The 14,119-nt window shown below is 71.5% G+C and carries 11 protein-coding genes and 1 pseudogene; 5 read left to right on the plus strand and 7 right to left on the minus strand.

The window, feature by feature from the left end:
* Position 1 precedes the first annotated feature (1 nt).
* Positions 2–1,420, plus strand: a complete 1,419-nt coding sequence (locus D7Y13_RS12040; RefSeq protein WP_233595576.1) for a hemolysin family protein — start codon at positions 2–4, stop codon at positions 1,418–1,420.
* A gap of 19 nt (positions 1,421–1,439) precedes the next feature.
* Here the strand turns inward: D7Y13_RS12040 and D7Y13_RS12045 are convergent, their stop codons facing one another.
* The 3 genes from D7Y13_RS12045 to glgA are packed head-to-tail and all read right to left on the minus strand — an operon-like array spanning position 1,440 to position 4,318.
* On the minus strand, positions 1,440–1,931 hold the full coding sequence (locus D7Y13_RS12045) for a hypothetical protein (RefSeq protein WP_120533659.1): 492 nt from the start codon (positions 1,929–1,931) through the stop codon (positions 1,440–1,442).
* Positions 1,931–2,848, minus strand: coding sequence for a serine/threonine protein kinase (locus D7Y13_RS12050; RefSeq protein ID WP_120583844.1), 918 nt, complete (start codon positions 2,846–2,848; stop codon positions 1,931–1,933). The genes D7Y13_RS12045 and D7Y13_RS12050 overlap by 1 nt, the downstream gene beginning before the upstream one ends.
* Positions 2,849–2,884: 36 nt before the next feature.
* Positions 2,885–4,318: a glycogen synthase GlgA gene (gene glgA / locus D7Y13_RS12055; RefSeq protein ID WP_120533674.1), complete on the minus strand. Its 1,434-nt coding sequence runs from the start codon at positions 4,316–4,318 to the stop codon at positions 2,885–2,887.
* A 66-nt stretch (positions 4,319–4,384) separates the two neighbouring features.
* Between glgA and pdxH the strand changes: the two genes are divergently transcribed.
* Positions 4,385–4,981 (plus strand): pyridoxamine 5'-phosphate oxidase, encoded by a 597-nt coding sequence (gene pdxH / locus D7Y13_RS12060; RefSeq protein WP_120533657.1) that lies wholly within the window; start codon positions 4,385–4,387, stop codon positions 4,979–4,981.
* A 25-nt stretch (positions 4,982–5,006) separates the two neighbouring features.
* On the opposite strand, the gene D7Y13_RS12065 is transcribed toward pdxH, so the two are convergent.
* Positions 5,007–7,442, minus strand: coding sequence for a CapA family protein (locus D7Y13_RS12065; protein WP_120583845.1), 2,436 nt, complete (start codon positions 7,440–7,442; stop codon positions 5,007–5,009).
* A gap of 159 nt (positions 7,443–7,601) precedes the next feature.
* Complete coding sequence (locus D7Y13_RS12070) at positions 7,602–8,291, minus strand: SDR family oxidoreductase (RefSeq protein WP_120533655.1); 690 nt, start codon at positions 8,289–8,291, stop codon at positions 7,602–7,604.
* Between the two features lie 100 nt (positions 8,292–8,391).
* Here D7Y13_RS12070 and hemG point away from each other — a divergent pair, with 100 nt between their 5' ends.
* The 3 genes from hemG (at position 8,392) to D7Y13_RS12085 (ending at position 11,917) form a co-directional block, all read left to right on the plus strand.
* Positions 8,392–9,768, plus strand: a complete 1,377-nt coding sequence (hemG, locus tag D7Y13_RS12075) for a protoporphyrinogen oxidase (protein ID WP_120533673.1) — start codon at positions 8,392–8,394, stop codon at positions 9,766–9,768.
* A 284-nt stretch (positions 9,769–10,052) separates the two neighbouring features.
* A complete protein-coding gene (locus tag D7Y13_RS12080) occupies positions 10,053–11,108 on the plus strand; it encodes a sensor histidine kinase (protein WP_120533654.1) in 1,056 nt (351 codons plus the stop codon).
* Positions 11,105–11,917, plus strand: a complete 813-nt coding sequence (locus D7Y13_RS12085) for a LytR/AlgR family response regulator transcription factor (RefSeq protein ID WP_120583846.1) — start codon at positions 11,105–11,107, stop codon at positions 11,915–11,917. The genes D7Y13_RS12080 and D7Y13_RS12085 overlap by 4 nt, the downstream gene beginning before the upstream one ends.
* Before the next feature lie 25 nt (positions 11,918–11,942).
* Here the strand turns inward: D7Y13_RS12085 and D7Y13_RS12090 are convergent, their stop codons facing one another.
* Both D7Y13_RS12090 and D7Y13_RS12095 read right to left on the minus strand, forming a co-directional pair.
* On the minus strand, positions 11,943–13,409 hold the full coding sequence (locus D7Y13_RS12090) for a hypothetical protein (RefSeq protein ID WP_147452438.1): 1,467 nt from the start codon (positions 13,407–13,409) through the stop codon (positions 11,943–11,945).
* Positions 13,410–13,538: 129 nt separating this feature from the next.
* Positions 13,539–14,119, minus strand: a pseudogene (locus D7Y13_RS12095) (glutamate--cysteine ligase); the annotation flags it as partial.

A 14,119-nucleotide genomic window follows, 5' to 3' on the forward strand; every position in this document is an offset into this window, starting at 1 on the left:
TATGCCTACCTGGACCCTCTGGGTCGCCTGCCTGGCCCTCTGTTTCACGAGGTCCCTGGTCGCCGCCGCGGAGTCCGCCCTCTACGGGACCTCGGACCTGCGCGCCCAGGAACTCGCCGAGGAGAGCAAGACCTCCGCCGCCCGCCGCGTGCTCCGCCACAAGACGGAGCGTGAAGCCACCGCCACGGCCCTGCGCCTGGGCATGGTGCTCAGCGGCTTCCTGGCCGCCGCCATCGGCGCCTTCGTTCCCCCGCGCATGCTGGACTTCAGCCGCTACGGCGAGGCCGCCTGGGTGCCCGTCGCCACCGTGTGCGCGGGCGCCCTCTTCGTGGGCGTGCTCGCCAGCCTCATGGAAGTCACCATGCGCGGCCTGGCCAACGGCAACCCGGAGCGTTGGGCGCTGCGGCTGGCGTCGCTGGTGTCCATGCTGGTGCTGCTGCTCTACCCGCCCATGCGCATCATGCTGGGCCTGCTCAACCTGGGCGCCCGCACCTTCGGCCGCACCCTGCGCTTCGAGCCGCCGCCCCCGCCCCTGGAGGAGCTGGAGAAGCTGCTCGCCGCCCAGGCCGCCCGCAACGAGGTGGACAAGAGCGCGCCCCAGCTCATCCGCTCCATCTTCGAGCTGTCCGACAAGCGCTGCCGCGACGTGATGGTCAACCGCACGGACGTCATCTCCGTGGACATCACCACCCCGCCGGACGAGGTGCTGCGCATCCTGGCGGAGGAGAACCACTCGCGCATCCCGGTGTACCACGACGACGTGGACCACATCGTCGGCGTGCTGCACGCGCGCGACCTCATCCCGCTGCTCCAGCACCCGGAGCTCATCGTCCTGCAGGACGTCATCCGCCCTGCCCACTTCGTGCCGTGGATGAAGCCCGTGGGCGACCTGCTCCGGGACATGCAGAAGCGGAAGATCCACATGGCCATGGTGGTCGACGAGTACGGCGGCTTCATGGGCGTCGTCACGCTGGAGGACATCCTCCGCGAAATCGTGGGTGACATCGGCGACGAGTTCGAGGTGGAGGAGAAGCTCGTCGAGAAGATGGCCGACGGCAGCTCCCTGGTGGACGCCGCGATGGAGGTGGATCAGTTCACCAAGGTCTTCGGCTTCCCCCTGCCCGAGGGCGACTTCGACACGCTCGGCGGCTACCTGTCGTCGCTCGCGGGCCACCTGCCCGACGTGGGCGAGCGCTTCACCTACAACGGCTGGCAGTTCGTCGTGGCCACCAAGGAAGGCGCCCGCATCGACCGCGTGCGCATGAGCCGCCTCAAGAGCGCCGTGCCCGGCCCGCCCGAGGTCACGCCCCGCGATGGCGCCCCTTCCTCCTCCGTGAAGGAAGAAGCCCGGGACGCCGCGCGCCGCACCGAGAACGAGTCGCCTCCGGACTCCGGCTCCTCTCCCGAAGCCAAGGGCTGAGCCGGAAAAACACCGCGCGTCAGGGTGCCGGGGCCACCGCTCCGCCCGGCATCCACGGAATGCCCAGCACGCGCGCGTCCCGGAAGGGGGCTCTCCGCTCGGAGCCGCCGAAGCGCAGCACCACGCCCCCCTCCACCCGCACCGCGTGGGACGTGGGCTCCGGCCGCGCCGCCGAGCGGGGCACGGCCAGCGGGAAGCGCAGCTCCAGCGGGACTTCGCTCAGGCCATCCAGCGGCACGACCATCACCTGCTCGCCGGTGATCATCCGCTGGCCATCCACCCGCAGGTCGATGTCCGCGCGGGTGAGCGAGGCCGCGTCGGAGGACGGGTTTCGCACCTTCAGCTTCAGCGTGAGCGTCCCCGTGCCCTCGCGCGTGAAGGCCATGTCCACCGCCTCCACCCGTACCGCGTCGTCGTAGGCGCGCGGCTGGAAGGGCACCACGCCCAGGCAGGCGGAGCCAACGACGGCACTTCCCAGCACCAGCCCGAGCACCGCCCGGCGCGAGCGCATCAGCCGCCCAGCAGAGGCTGCAGCGCCTCCACCGTCAGGGGCCAGCCCGCGCGGCGCGACAGCACCTCCAGCGCCTTGATGAACTCCGCCGCGGACTGGAAGCGGCGCGCCCGGTCCGCGAACAGCGCCTTGCGCGCCACCTGCGCCGCGTAGTCCGGCAGGTCCGGCGACACCGAGGACAGCAGCGGCACGCGCGCGTCCCGCACCTGGTGCATGAGCTGCGCTTCGTTGTCGCCGGTGAACAGGCGCCGGCCGCCCCACAGCTCCCAGAGCATCACGCCCACCGCGTACAGGTCCGTGCGTGCGTCCACCGCCTGTCCCAGCACCTGCTCCGGGCTCATGTACGGCAGCGTGCCGCGCAGCGCGCCGGACTCGCCGCGCATCATCCCTTCCACCTCCGCCACGCCGAAGTCGGTGAGCTTCACGTCGCCCTGGATGCCCAGCAGCACGTTGGCGGGGTTCACGTCGCGGTGGACGATGGTGGCGCCGTTCTCCCCCACCTTGGCGCGGTGGATGTAGTCCAGCGCCTTGAGCACGCACCACGCGATGTAGCAGGCGGACTCCGGCGGCATCGCGGCGCCCGCCTTGATCAGCAGATCCTGCATGTAGCCGAGCGTCCGGCCACTCACGAGCTCCTGCACCATCAGGTAGTCGGGCCCGGCGCGGAACAGCCGGAAGGTCCGCACGATGTGCGCGTTGCGCAGGCGCACCGTGAGCTTCGCCTCGTCGACGAAGGCCTTCACATACGCGGGGTCGTTGCGGAAGGACGGGTGCAGCCGCTTGATGACGACTTCCTCGGGCTCGCCCGGGGAGCGCTGCGTCGTCTCGCGCGCGCGTGCTTGATACACCTCCGCCATGCCGCCGACCGCCAGCCGGCCGACCACTTCATAGCCACCCAGGTCCGGAGCTTCCGCCACGGCGGTAACACTATCCCGGTTCCGGAGCGCGCCCCACTATTCCGCTACCAGGGAGGCGAAGAGGGACTCGTACTTCCGGGCGGACGCCGCCCAGGAGAAGTCCTTGCCCATCCCCCGCCCCCGGAAGTCGCCCAGGCGCACGGGATCCGCGTAGAGGGCCAGCGCCCTGCGGATGGCCGCCAGGAGCGCCGTGCGGTGGAAGGTTTCGAAGAGCAGTCCGTTGCCGTCCAGCCCCCCCTCCACCGTGTCCACCAGTCCACCCGTGGCCCGGACGATGGGCACCGTTCCGTAACGCAGTGAATACATCTGATTCAGGCCGCACGGCTCGTAGCGGCTGGGCATCAGGAAGAAGTCCGACCCCGCCTCCACCAGGTGTGACAATTCCGGGTCGAACCCGATGTGCACCCCCACCTGCGTGGGGTAGCGCTCCTGCAACGCGCGCAGGCCCGCCTCCAGCACAGGGTCCCCGTTGCCCACCGCCACGAAGCGCAGGTCCGCCTGGAGCGCCGCGGGCATCGTCTCCAGAAGCAGGTCCACGCCCTTCTGCCACGCCAGCCGGCTCACGATGCCGAACACCGGCGCGCCCGTGTCCCCGGACAGCCCGAAGCGCTCCAGCAGGGCGCGCTTGCAGGTCGCCTTGCCCTTCAAGTCGTCCGGGCCGTAGTGCTCCGGCAGGTACGCGTCCGTGCGGGGGTTCCACTCGTGCGCGTCGATGCCGTTGAGGATGCCGGTGAGCGCGTGCGAGCGCCGGCGCAGCAGGCCATCCAGGCCGTAGCCCTGCTCCGCCGTCTGGATTTCGCGCGCGTACGTGGGCGACACGGTGGTGAGCGCCTCGGAGAAGACGAGCCCCGACTTGAGGAAGTTCACCTGGTCGTAGAACTCCACGCCCTCCGGGGTGAACAGGTCCCACGGCAGCCCCAGGTCCTCCATCGTCCCCTTGGGGAACTGCCCCTGGTACGCGAGGTTGTGGATGGTGAAGACGCACTTCGCGCGGGAGAGCGGCGTGCCCTGGAAGCCCCGGCGCAGCGCCACCGGAACGAGCCCCGTCTGCCAGTCGTGCAGGTGGATGATGTCCGGGAAGAAGCGCAGCCGCTGCGCGGCCTGGAGCGCGCCGATGCACAGGTAGGCGAAGCGGCGGGGGTTGTCCGCGAACTCCCCGCCCCCATCGCCGTAGAGCCCCTTGCGGCCGCCGTAGAGGGCCTCGTTCTCCAGGAAGAGCACCTCCAGGCGCTCGGTGAGGCGCGCGGACAGGACGGGGCCGCCCACCTCACCGAAGGGGAAGCGCAGCACCAGGGACTGGCCGGTGGGCTCCAGGTGGCCGGTGTTGCGCACGTCCTGGTAGCGGGGCGTGACGATCTTCACGTCGTGCCCCAGCGCGGCCAGCGCCGTGGGCAGGGCCCCTGCGACGTCGCCCAGCCCCCCCGTCTTCGAGAAGGGGGTGACCTCCGAGGCGATGAAGAGAATCTTCATGAACACACGATCGCGGGTCCAGACAGGGAGTCAACCGCGAACGTGCGCCCTGGGGTGGGGTTTCCTATGGTGCGGCGCGTGACGATCCCCCCCGACCCCATCCAGCGCTTCGCCGACCTCTTCGCCCAGGCCAAGAAGGCCATCCCCGTGGACCCCAACGCCATGGTGCTGGCGTCCGTGGACAACGAGGGCCGCCCGAGCGCCCGCGTGGTGCTGCTCAAGGACTTCGATGCACGGGGCTTCGTCTTCTTCACCAACTTCCAGAGCCGCAAGGGGCGCCAGCTCACCGCGCACCCGCACGCCGCGTTGTGCTTCCACTGGCAGCCCCTGGAGCAGCAGGTGCGCATCGAGGGCCGGGTGGAGCAGGTGACGGACGCGGAGGCGGACGCGTACTTCCAGAGCCGGGCGCGCGGCAGCCAGATTGGCGCGTGGGCCAGCCTCCAGAGCGAGGAGCTGCCGGACCGCGAGCTGCTGGACGCGCGCGTGGCGCAGGTGGAGGCCCGGTTCCAGGGCCGGCCGGTGGAGCGCCCCCCGCACTGGAGCGGCTTCCGCGTGGTGCCGGAGCGCATCGAGTTCTGGCACGCCCGCCCCAGCCGCCTGCACGAGCGCAACGTGTACCTGCGCGACGGCGAGGGCTGGAAGACGGCGCTCCTGTATCCCTGAAGGCGCACGGCGCGTCCCCTGAGCTTCAGGGCACGCGGTGCGCGCGGAAGGTGACGCGCAGTGTGTACGTGCCCGCCGGGGCCTCCACGCGCACGAAGTCCCGCGCGTGCGGCGTCGTAAGCGTCAGCGTGCTCCCGGAGGCCTGCCGCTCCCAGGCCACCAGCGCCAGGTCGTCCACCGCCGTCACGCCCTGCCCTGACTTCGGGGGCGCGGTGTTGAGGGTCAGGTCCAGCGCCCAGGGTGCGTTCCAGAGGTTGGGCTGGGGCGGATCCGCCGGGAAGCGCAGGTCCTCCGACACCAGCGTCCAGTCGTAGGTGCCGCCCTCGTGGCGCAGCAGCGTCTGCGAACCGAAGAGCGTGTAGGACTCCACGGGCAGGTACTGCACGCCCACGGAGAAGGCACCGCCGCCCTGCCCCTTCACCCAGGCCACCGCCGTGAGGTCGCGGTTGGGCGGGCCCTCCGCGAAGCCGGGCGGCCGGAAGCGGTTGACCAGCTTCACCGCCGCGCCGCGCGAGTCACTGGAAGCGCGACGCTGGCAGAGGGCCGCGGCGCCCCGGTGCGGACCGTCCTGGCACACGTAGCCCGCGCCATTTCCCAGGCCCCAGCGCGGCGCTTCGTTGGCGTCGTCGTCCACGTCGTGGTCCTCGAAGTCGCCGTGCAGGAGCACGTCGCGTCCGGCCTTGAGCTTCACGCCCGTGGGCGGCGTCTCGCCGGTGAGCCGGGCCACGGCGACGGACTCACCCTCGTGGCGCAGGGCCCGCAGGTCCACCGTGGCGCGGCCGTGGGCCTCCACCGTCACCGGCACGTCCACGGTGCGCTCGCTCACCGCCGCGTGCTGGCCGGCCGGAAGCAGCTCGCCCCAGGAGGGCTGGGGCACCAGCTCCACGTCGCCCTCGCGGGACAGCTCCGCGAGGTTTCGCAGGAAGGCCTCCGCCAGCTCGCCCGCGATGGGCCGGGGGCGGTAGTCCTCGATGTACACGGGCACCGCTCGGGCCCGGTCCACGCGAGCGCCCGTGGCCTCCACCTCCGCGAGCAGGCCCACCATCGTCTCCAGGCGGTCCTGGTCGAAGGCGAAGTTGCCCAGCGACTGCGCCAGCAGCACGCCCTTGTAGCGCGCGAAGCCCTGGGGGATGTGCGGGTGGTGCGCGATGACGAGCCCCGCGCCCGCGTCCACCATGTCGCGCATGCGCTGCGCCGTCGGGGTGGAGGGCCGCACGCTGTACTCGACGCCGGTGTGCAGCACCGCCACCGGAACGCGGCCCTGGGCGCGCTCGGCGCCGAGCAGCGACGTCACCCGGGACATGTTGCGCGCATCCGCCGCGCCGCCCTGGTTCGGGCCCGCGACGTACTGCTGATCATGCTCGCTGCCGGTGATGGAGCACATCGACACCAGGCTGTAGCTGCCGCCCGCGAGCGGCACGCGCGCCGGGACGAAGGCCTCCGTCTCATTCCGGCCCGCGCCGCTGAAGGCCATGCCCGTCGCGCCCACGTGTGAGAGCGTGTCGTTGAGTCCCGGCGCCAGGTAGTCGTAGACGTGGTTGTTGCCCAGGCTCACGTAGTCCACGCCCAGCCACGGCAGCGCGGGCAGCGAGCCGGGCAGCGTGAAGAACGCATAGGCCTTGTCGTCATGGGGCGTGGTGGGCGAGTCCGTCACCGGCGTCTCCAGGTTCACGGCCCGGAAGTCCGCGGCCTGGAAGTAGGGCCGCACGTGGGTGAAGACCGCCTTGGTGCCCGGCAGCGGATCCGACACGCGGATGAGCGCCGCGGGGTCGTCCGGAGGCATCTGGTTGCGGGGCGTGGTGTCGTCCGGATCCAGGAAGCGCCGGCCCAGCGACACGTCCCCCGCGAAGAGCATCCGCACGCCGCCGTCCTTCGCGGACAGCCGCACTGGAGGCAGCATCACGCGCGTCTCGGACAGACTCCGGCGCAGCGCCACCGCCACCACGGCCGGCCGGAAACCCTCCGCGTCCACCTGGAGCAGCCGGTTGTGCCGGGGCAACACCGGGAAGCGGAAGCGACCGTCCGCGTCCGTGCGCGCCTGCGCCTCCCCCACGCGCACCAGGAGGTTCGCGAGCGGCGCGCCCGCGACGGAGACCACCGTGCCTTCCAGCGCGATGCCGGTGCACGCATAGGCGCGGCGGGCCTTGCGCTCGGCGTCGGGCAGGGACGCCGCGTCTCCGAGTTCGGGCTCGGGCGCGCAGGTCGTCAGGACGGGAGGGACCTCCTCCTCGGGCGGTGGCTCCTCCGGTGGTGGCTGTTCGTCGGGAGTCTCCCCGGGAGGCGGCTCGACCGGGGGTGGCGTCTCGTCAGGAGGCGGCGTCACCGGCGGCGGTGACTCGGATGGCGCTTCGTCTCCCGGCGCCGTCACGCCCCCCTGTCCGTTCGACGGGGCCGAGGCCCCCGGACCGCACGCCACCAGACACGCCGCCATCCACGCCATCGGCAGGAACCGCTGCCCCATCCCGTCCCCCTGCGCCGCCCTCGACCGCCGGCCACTTCCGGCGTCGAGATGGGGACGAAAGCGGGCGGGCGCCAGGGAAGGACTTGCCCCCGGGGCTGCCTGCCTGCTCTGGCGGCCCCGGGCGCGTTCAACGCCCGACACCGCGGCGTCAGGCGCGCCCTACCAGGGTATTTCCGCGCCCTCGTAGTCGAAGAACCGGCCGGAGTGGTCCAGCGAGACGCCGTCGATGACCCGGAGCATCCCGCGCACCGAGTCGTCCGCCGGCAGCGGCGCATCCTGGCCGCCCATGTCCGTCTGCACCCAACCCGGATGCAGCAGCACGCACGCCAGGCCATCCCGGCGCAGGTCGTTGGCCATGGAGCGCACGCCCATGTTCAGCGCGGCCTTGGACATGCGGTAGGCGTACGCGCCGCCTTCCGTGTTGCTGGAGAGCGAGCCCATGCGCGACGTCACGTGCGCCACCTTGCGGCCGACACCGTGTCGCAGCGCGGGCAGGAGCGCGGAGGTGATGCGCAGCGGCCCGAGCGCGTTCACCGCGAACGTGCGCTCCAGGTCCTCGAAGTCCAGCTCGTGCAACCCCACCCACTGTCCCGACACGCCCGCGTTGTTGATGAGCACGTCCACCGGCTCGCGACAGACATTCGCCGCGAACGCGCGCACGCTGTCCGCGCAGGTGACATCCAGCGCGTGGATCCGCAAGCGATTGCCGGACTCGTGCAGCAGCGGCTCCAGCCGACGCGCCATCTCCGGGGCGCGCACGCCCGCGTCGACGGTCTCTCCTCGCCGCAGCAGCTGCTGCACGAACTCGAAACCGATTCCGCGGCTGGCTCCCGTGATCACGTAGCGCATACCTGTATTAACGCGCGGGGTAGCGCTCCTTGGCAAAGCACCCCCCTTCGCACTAAGGCGCCCGTGGGTGCTCACCTCACGACAGCAGGGGATGGACGACATGACGGTCGCGGTCATCGGCGGGGGGCTTTCAGGACTGGTCCTGGCTCACCGATTGCGGTCGCGCGGCACGGCTGCCGTGGTGCTGGAGTCCTCGTCGCGCGTGGGTGGAAACGTGCAGACCCGCACAGAGGGGGGCTACCTCCTGGAAGCCGGACCCAACAGTTTCCTGGACCGGGAGCCCGCCACCCGTTCACTGGCGGAGGCCCTGGGTCTTGAAACACGCATCCGTCCGGCGGATGCAGCGGCAAAAAACCGCTACATCTTCACCCGAGGTGCACTTCGGGCGGTGCCGTCATCACCGCCCGCCTTCCTTAAATCCGACGTTATTTCCCTGTCCGGGCGCCTGCGGGTGCTGGGTGAGCTGTTCAGCGGACGCGGCCCCACGGGCGTGGATGAAACACTGGCGCAACTGGGCCGGCGCCACCTGGGCCGCGAGGCGACCACGGTGCTGCTGGATGCGTTCCAGACAGGCATCTACGCGGGCGACCCGGAGCAGCTCAGCGCGGAGGCCACCTTTCCGCAGCTCGTGAAGTTCGAGCGGGACCACCGCAGCCTCATCCTGGGCGCCATCCGTTCCCAGCGCGCGGCGCGCAAGGTGGCTCCAACCCCAACCCAGGAGGGTGGCCCGAAGTCGAAGCTCACCGGTCTGTTGAGCACGTTCGACAAGGGCCTGGGCGTGCTGGTGGACGCGCTGTCGGCGTCGCTGGGCGATGCGGTGCGCACCGACGCGAAGGTAGAGGGCCTCACGCGGACGGCGGACGGGTGGAAGCTCCAGGTGCGCGAGCGCGGACAACCCGTGGAGTTGCTGGCCTCCCAGGTCGTGCTGGCGACGCCCTCGTACGTGGCGGCGGACCTGCTGCGCCCGCTGGACGCGCCCCTGGCGTCGACGCTGGAGGGCATCGGCTATGCGCCCATGGCCGTGGTGCACCTGGGCTTCGCGCCGGGGGCGACGGCGAAGCCGGACGGGTTCGGGTTCCTGGTGCCGGCGGTGGAGGGCAAGGCGGTGCTGGGCACCATCCATGTCTCCACCACGTTCCCCTTCCGCGCGGAGGGCGGGCGGGTGCTGCTCACGTGCCTGATGGGCGGCACGCGCAAGCCGGAGGTCGTCGCGCGGGACGAGGACGCGCTGGTGGCGCTGGCGCGCGAGGAGTTGAAGGCGATGACGGGCCTCACCGCGACGCCGGAGCTGACGCAGGTCGTCCGCTGGCCGCGCGGCATCCCGCAGTACACGGTGGGGCACCTGGGGCGGGTGGCGTCCCTGGACGAGCGCCTGAAGCGCTGGCCGGGCCTGCACGTCACCGGCAACGCGTACCGGGGGGTGGGCATCAACGACTGCATCCGCGAGGCGACCCGGCTGGCGGACGCGCTGGCGTAGCGGCGGAGGGAGCGGCCAGGGGCTCGGGAGCGACCGCTCAACCTCGTTCCCCGACGGCCTGGCGCAACCCTCCCTGGAGGGCCCCTGGGGCACTGCCAGAGTCCGTGGGCATGTTCCACGAACACTGGAGAAACCCCCCATGTTCTCAATGCGCTCGCCGCTCCTGTTCGTGCTCGCCGTCCTCTTCTTCCCGGCCGTCCTCGCCGGGACGATCGTCCTGGACCTGGTCCCGGCGCCCGTCCCCCGGCACTAGGACGCCGGACGGTGTAGCCTCCCGCCGGAGCATGTCGGAGACGTCGGAAGGTTCCATCGTTCGCGCCACGCTGCGCGCCCTCGTCGCGCCGTGGCGGCTGGTTCCCATCATCCTGGTGTCGCTGCCGCTGCTGGTGGCCCAGGTGCGCTGGAGCCTGGATCCGCACGCGTTCTGGCTGGGCCTGCTCCTGTGCCTGCTGTGCGTCGCCGTCGCGCCCGTGTCCTACCGGGTGCTGTTCCCAGAAGGGCTGGACCTGAGCCACGGAGGCATCCGCCTGCTGCTCTACGCGGCGGTGGGCTGCGGCGTGGTGCTGTCGGTGGGCTACGCCCTGCCCCGCGTCACCCTGATGCTGCCCACGTTCCTGTCGGAGCCGTACAACCTGGCCATCTGCGGCGGCCTGTTCCTGGTGGCCGGCTGGGGCCTGGGGCGGGACATCGGCTTTGAAGAGACGCTGCTGCGCGAGCGGGCGCGCGCCACGCGCTTCGCCTGGGAGGCCGAGCAGGCGCAGCTGCTGGCGATCCGCAGCCACCTGGATCCGCACTTCCTCTTCAACACGCTCAACGCCATCGCGGAGTGGTGCCGCGAGGACGGCGCCGTCGCGGAGGCCGCCGTGCTGCGCCTGTCCACGATGCTGCGCTCGGTGCTCGCGGGCGTGCGCAGCGTCACCTGGCCGCTGTCCCAGGAGCTGGAGCTGATGCGCACGCTGTTCGACCTGCACCTGTTGCGCGACCCGGACCTGTTCCAGCTCCACATGACGGTGGCGCAAGGGCTGGGCGACGTGCCCGTGCCGCCGCTGTTGCTCTTGCCGCTCGCGGAGAACGCGGTGAAGCACGGGCCGGCGTCCGGACACCGGGGCCCGCTGCGCGTGGACGCGGCATCCCGCGACGGGGTGGTGGTGGTGTCCATCGACAACCCCGGCGCCTCCAAGGGGCCTCGCGAGGGCAGCGTGGGCCTGCCGACCGTGGAGCGCCGGCTGGCGCTCGCGTATGGCGGTCAGGCGCTGCTGGCGCTGGAGAGCGCGGACGGGCGCACCCGTGTCACCGTCACCCTGCCCCGCAGGGGCCCCCAACCCGGAGTCCTCACGTGAGAGAGCCCCTGCGCGTCCTCATCGCCGATGACGAACTGCTGGCGCGCAAGCGCCTGTCCCGCCTGTTGGCCGCGCTGCCGGACGTGAGCGTGTGCGGCGAAGCGGTGGACGGGGACTCGGTGCTCGCCGCGGTGCGCGCGGGAGGCGTGGACGTGGTGTTGCTGGACATCCACATGCCGGGTCTGAGCGGCCTGGATGCCATGGCCCTGCTGCCCTTAGGCGGCCCCCACGTCATCTTCTGCACCGCCCACGCGGAGCACGCGGTGAACGCCTTCGAGCACGGCGCGGTGGACTACGTGCTCAAGCCCGTGGAGGCGGCGCGTTTGCAGAAGGCGCTGGAGCGCGCCCGGGCCCGGCTACCCGCCTCCCCTCCGACATCCGCGCCGACGTCCGCTCCGGCCGCGCGAGCGAAGAACGTCACGGCCCCTCCCCAGGCCTCCGGAGGAAGCGGGCCCGCCTTCGCGCGGCTGCCCATTCCCACGCGTCAGGGGCTGGTGCTGGTGTCGCCGGACGCCATCTCCCACGCGTCGCTGGAGGACGAGCTGGTCACGGTGTTCACCACGCAGGGTGACTTCCTCACCGACTTCACCCTCAACGAGCTGGCGGACAAGCTGCCCGCCGAGCACTTCCACCGGGTGCACCGGAGGGCCCTGCTCAACCTGTCGCACGTGACACGGCTGGAGCCGCTGGAGACGGGCGGCTACCTGGCGCGCACGGCGCGGGGGCACTCGGTGGAGGTGAGCCGCCAGTCCGCACGCGAGCTGCGCCGCATGCTGGGGCTGCGCAAGGGCGCGGAGGACGAGGGCTGAAGCGCCCCCGTCCCTACTTCCGCCTTCAGTTCCAGACGAACAACTGGTGCACCTGCCCGGCGTCATCGCCCAGCGTGTCCAGCAGGGCCTGACGCGCGGGACCGGGGAGCTCCGCGCCACCGCGGGCGCAGCGGGCCGCCTCCTCGCGGGTCAGCGCGGGCGCGGTGCAGAAGGAGTCCTGCCAGCGCGCCAGGAGCGTCCGGAAGAAGGTCTGCTCGTAGCCCTGGAGCTCGCCGTCCAGCCACCCGTCCTTGCTGGGCTGCGCGAACTTCTGCGGCGTCACCCCGCCGGGGGTGAAGGTGATGTTGTGCTCGTAGCCGGACGCGGTCAGCGACTTCTCCGCCTTCACCGCCAGGGGCGCGTGCTGGTCCTGGAGGACGGCCTGGGCCACCACCGCGAAGTGGTACTCCACCTCCCGGCGCAGCGCTCGGTACTCGAAGGCGCGCGGCACGTCGCGGTACTTCGTCACCTCCACCGTCGTCTTGTACTCCACCGTCTTCTTCTGGGTGACGAGCCGCTTCTTCATCACCCCCTTGTCCTCGTATGCCTCCTCCACCGAGTACGGGACCTCCGCCGTCGCGGTGCGATCCTCGTGGTCGGTGTACGGCACCTGCTCCGTCCACGTCGCCGTCAGCGACACCGGCTGACTGCTGTTGTCCTCGCGCAGGCTGCCTTCCAGCGTGAGCGGCACGCGGCGCGAGGAGGCGTCCGAATACCAGGGCGAGGCTTCGAACGCGCCCGCCATCCGCGCCATCAGGTATTTGACGACGTCGTTGCTGATGCCATCCATGGACACCTGGAACATGGGAACGCCCAGCGCCTCCGGGAACATCGGCGCCCGGGGCGCGTCCTGGCGGTAGTGCCGGCAGTAGCGCGACACCAGCTCCGCCCAGTGCGCGGTGCCCACCGAGGGTGACTGCTTCAGCCGGGCGCACGTCGCCTCGCCGCCCTGCTGCACCGCGTTCTCCATGTCGCGGCGGATGGGCGCCATCTCCGCGTGGGCCAGGAGCGCGCGCTTGCGGTTGAGGTGCGACTCCGCCGTCAACGCGTGGCCCCGCTTCGCCTGCTCTCCGATGAGCTGGCGCAGGTGCTGGTGCGTGCCCGCCATCTCCTCCAGGAGCGAGCTCTCCATGCCGCCGTCCAGCTTGGAGTTCCACTTCACCTTGTAGGCGAGGAACTGCTCCAGGTTCCGCTCCGCGTCCTCGTCCCTGCCTTCCAGCCGGGCCTGCCGCGACCCGGTGAGAAGCTGCGACAGGCCGCGCCAGCGCAGGTCGTCCAGCGAGGCGCGCAGCGACGTGTCATTGGGTGAATCCTCGACGACCTTCACGTACAGCTCGGCGGCTTCGATGAAGCGGCCCTTCTCCGCCAGGTCGTTGGCCTGGCCCCGGATGGTGGAGCACGCGGTCACCGTGCTCGCCAACAGGAGCAGCGGCATGAGGAAGAACTTCCGGCGCGGGCCGGAGCGGAGGGACGGGGAGGCGGAGGAAATCACGAACGGCACCCTTCAGCGCGTGGCGCGTGGCACGCGGGCTGACGACCAGGATGACCGGCATATTCACCGCGACGCCCCCGTCCCCACAAGGGGCCCCCCAGGTTGGCCCCTGTCAGCCCCGGCGCCCGCTCACTCCACGGGCCACGTGTGCACCGGCAGCCCCTCCTCCGCGTGCTGGAGGTAGCGCTCCAGCATGGCGGCCATCGCGTCCGGCCGGGGCATGTGGGCCTCCAGCTTCGCCAGCACCTCCCGCTGCCAGCGCGACCCGGTGCGCCGCAGGGCCACCCGCTGCGCGATGATGTCCAGCATCGCGTCCGCCTCTTCCGGGTCCACCCCGTGCTCCGTCAGGCCCCGCCGCGCCACCGGCAAGAGCTGCTTCACCAGGTCCACCACCGGCACGGGCCGGGGGCTGGGCGCGACCTCCGCCGGCCACAGCATCACCGCGTCCAGGCCGTGTCGCGCCGCCTGCTTGAAGTTGCGCCGCGCCTGCCAGAAGGGCAGCGCCGGCAGGAGCGCGTCCACCCGCTCCGCCAGCCCCAGCGTCAGGCCCAAGAGGAACGCCCCGTTGGCCACCATGTCCGCCACCGTCGGGCCCGCGGGCAGCGCTCTCAGCTCGATGCGCACGTGGCCGTCCCCTTGCGGATCATAGATGGCCCGGTTCCAGGACCAGACCGTGCTCTGGTGCAGCCGCAGCTCCCCCAGCCCCGGCA

This window comes from Corallococcus praedator, from assembly GCF_003612125.1.
GTDB lineage: Bacteria > Myxococcota > Myxococcia > Myxococcales > Myxococcaceae > Corallococcus > Corallococcus praedator.